Raw genomic sequence first — 2,501 nt, 5'->3', positions numbered from 1 at the left:
GCAGGGAAACGGTCCGCACGATCTTTACTTCTTTGAGCCCGTTCATGACCGACTCTATGGGTATCGTTATAAGGGTCTCCACCTCCTCCGCAGAGAGCCCGGGAGCTTCGGTGTATATGTTTACCTGAACGGGTGTGGGGTCAGGGAAGGCGTCTATCGGAAGTTTTTCAAAACTGTAAACTCCGTACGCTATAACGCCCACAAGAGCGAGCATGACCAAAAGCCTGAACTTGAGCACTAACCTGAACATCTCTTACCTCCGTTAAAATACTCATGGGTGAAAAGGGTAAAGAGGCTCAGCAGGTTCTTTGGGGAGACCTTCAGGAACTGGGGTGTAGGTGTATCTGTGGGAGCTATGATTTTGAGCGTTTCTAACTCCGCCTCAGAACATGTCATAAATACGCTTTTTAGCTTAGGGGTAGCAACGATAATATTCGGAGCTATACTATACCTATATGGAGAGTAAAGACTTTCTTGTATGGCTCGTTTTAGGTGGTACGGTGGCATTAATCTTGGCTTATCTGCTTTTACTCCCCATAGCCTACTATCTTGACAAGAAGGAAAAGAGCCCTCAGTGAGCATGTCCGCCCTCTTCTATGCCCGTTAGCTTCGTCTTCAGGAATACGGTTCCGCTGACAGCTATCACCTCTCCCTCTCTCAGACCCTCACCTATCACGTAGTAGCCATCAATCTCCCTGAGTATCGCGACGTTCCTCGGCTCAAATCCCTCTTCGTTTCTCACAAAGACGACCTTTCTGCCCTCTATCTCCTGAACGGCGGTTTTTGGAATCACGATAGCCCTTCTGCCCTCTGTCCTGAGCGTCAGAGTTACGAACATGCCCGGCTTCAGAAGGTGGTCTCTGTTCCTTGCTATGCACCTTACCTTCACCCTGCGGGTCTTTCTGTCAACTTCATGTCCTATGTAGTCTATGGTGCAGGAAAGACCGCCTTCGGCGGTGATTACATTCGCCCTCATCCCTTCCTTCAGATGCCTTGCAGACTTTTCATCCGCCATTCCGTAAACCCATAGAACATCGTGAAGGTGTATGGAGAAAAGTTCTCTATCCAGTCCCACGCTCTCGCCGAGAACAACATTCTGACGAACCACGTACCCGTCTCCCGGAGACCTCAGAAGCAGGTGGTAGCCTTCCACCTCTCCGTAACTCTTCAGTCTGCTGAGGAGCGCCTCATACTCCCCCTTAGCCCTTTCGTAGGCGACCATTGAGTTGTAAAAGCGGGTGTACTGTATAACCTTCTGAGCGTACAGCTCTCTGTCTCTCTCGTATACCTTCTTCGCACTCTCCATCCTCACCTCAGCCATTCTCAGCTCACCTATCAGGTTTGCAAGCTCGGGAGAGTATATCTGTGCTACCGGCTCGCCCTTCTTTACGTAGTCCCCTTCCTTGACGTAGAGCTTTCTGACTATACCCTCCGCCGGACTGTGTATCCTGTAGCTCGTGAGCGGGTTTTCCTCCACCTGAGCCGGAATCTTTATCACCCTGCCTGCTGGTTCCCGCTTGACCTTGTGTAGCCTTATGCCAAGCTCCTCAATCTGTGCTTCGGTAAGGTGTATCTCTTCCTTATGCTCTTCTCCTCCGAAGGACACAAGAGCAAGAGCCATAATTAGGAATGCCAACCTTCTCATCTCCATCCTCCTATCTCTATGAACTGGGAGTAAACCTCGTGAAGCCGGAAGCCGAGCTCCGCCCTCTTTATCAGGAGCTCGTAGTACCTGCGCCGAACGTCCGACAGCTCTAAGAGGGTTATGACCCTGAGCCTGTAGCTCCTGAGAGCAAGCTCCAGCTCCTTCTGAGCCTGGGGTAAAAGCCTGCTCTCTATCCTTTCCAGCTCCCTGCCTAAAGTTTCCATCTGAAGCCTCACAGACTCAATCCTTCTTCTTAGCATCACTACCTGTGCCTCCTTCCTCTTGAGCACCGCCCTTCTGAGAGCTGAGTACTGGATTATCTCTCCCTGCCTACGGTAAAAGGCTGGAAGCTCAAGGGTCAGAAAAACCCTCAGTCCGTAATAGCCGTCCGCATTCTCAACGACGAACCCAGCTCCAAGGGAAGGCTTAGCCCTTGCCTTCTCCAGCCTGACCCTTTCCTCAAGTGCCTGAGCTCTCTTTGATAGAGCCTTTACCTCCGGGAGCTCTTCGTAAGACAGGTCTCTAAGGTTGGGGATCCGGAAGAGCTCCCCTTCAACCTCATTCACTTCCGTGTTGAGGAGTCCTGAAAGGACCTTAAGCTCAGCCTCGTAGCGGGTGCGGGTGACCTCAAGCTGGACCTCTTCTATACTCTTTTCTCTCTCAGCTCTGAGGAGTTCAAGCTCTGTCACCTCTCCCAGAGAGTAAGCTCTCCTTACAAACTCCTCCACTGCCTTGGCGGTCCTCAAGCTCTCCTCTCTTATCCTCAGGAGCTCCCTGATCCACAGCGCCCTGTAGAAGGTTCTGTAAACCTGAGCTAAGAGCCTTCTCTTTCTGGACTCCACAGCGCTTTCAAAGG

4 protein-coding genes are annotated in these 2,501 nt (G+C 51.5%); 1 reads left to right on the top strand and 3 read right to left on the bottom strand.

The window, feature by feature from the left end:
* On the bottom strand, positions 1–250 hold a 250-nt coding region (locus AC1HCM_RS02175; RefSeq protein ID WP_479460137.1), incomplete at its 3' end, for an efflux RND transporter permease subunit.
* A gap of 27 nt (positions 251–277) precedes the next feature.
* Here AC1HCM_RS02175 and AC1HCM_RS02170 point away from each other — a divergent pair.
* A complete protein-coding gene (locus AC1HCM_RS02170) occupies positions 278–466 on the top strand; it encodes a hypothetical protein (RefSeq protein WP_479460136.1) in 189 nt (62 codons plus the stop codon).
* Between the two features lie 105 nt (positions 467–571).
* Here the strand turns inward: AC1HCM_RS02170 and AC1HCM_RS02165 are convergent, their stop codons facing one another.
* On the bottom strand, positions 572–1,645 hold the full coding sequence (locus AC1HCM_RS02165; protein WP_479460135.1) for an efflux RND transporter periplasmic adaptor subunit: 1,074 nt from the start codon (positions 1,643–1,645) through the stop codon (positions 572–574).
* A partial coding sequence (locus tag AC1HCM_RS02160; RefSeq protein WP_479460134.1) for a TolC family protein occupies positions 1,642–2,501 on the bottom strand: 860 nt, incomplete at its 5' end. The genes AC1HCM_RS02165 and AC1HCM_RS02160, both read right to left, overlap by 4 nt.

The organism is Hydrogenivirga sp. (assembly GCF_056450045.1).
This window is presented reverse-complemented; position numbering and strand designations above follow the sequence as displayed.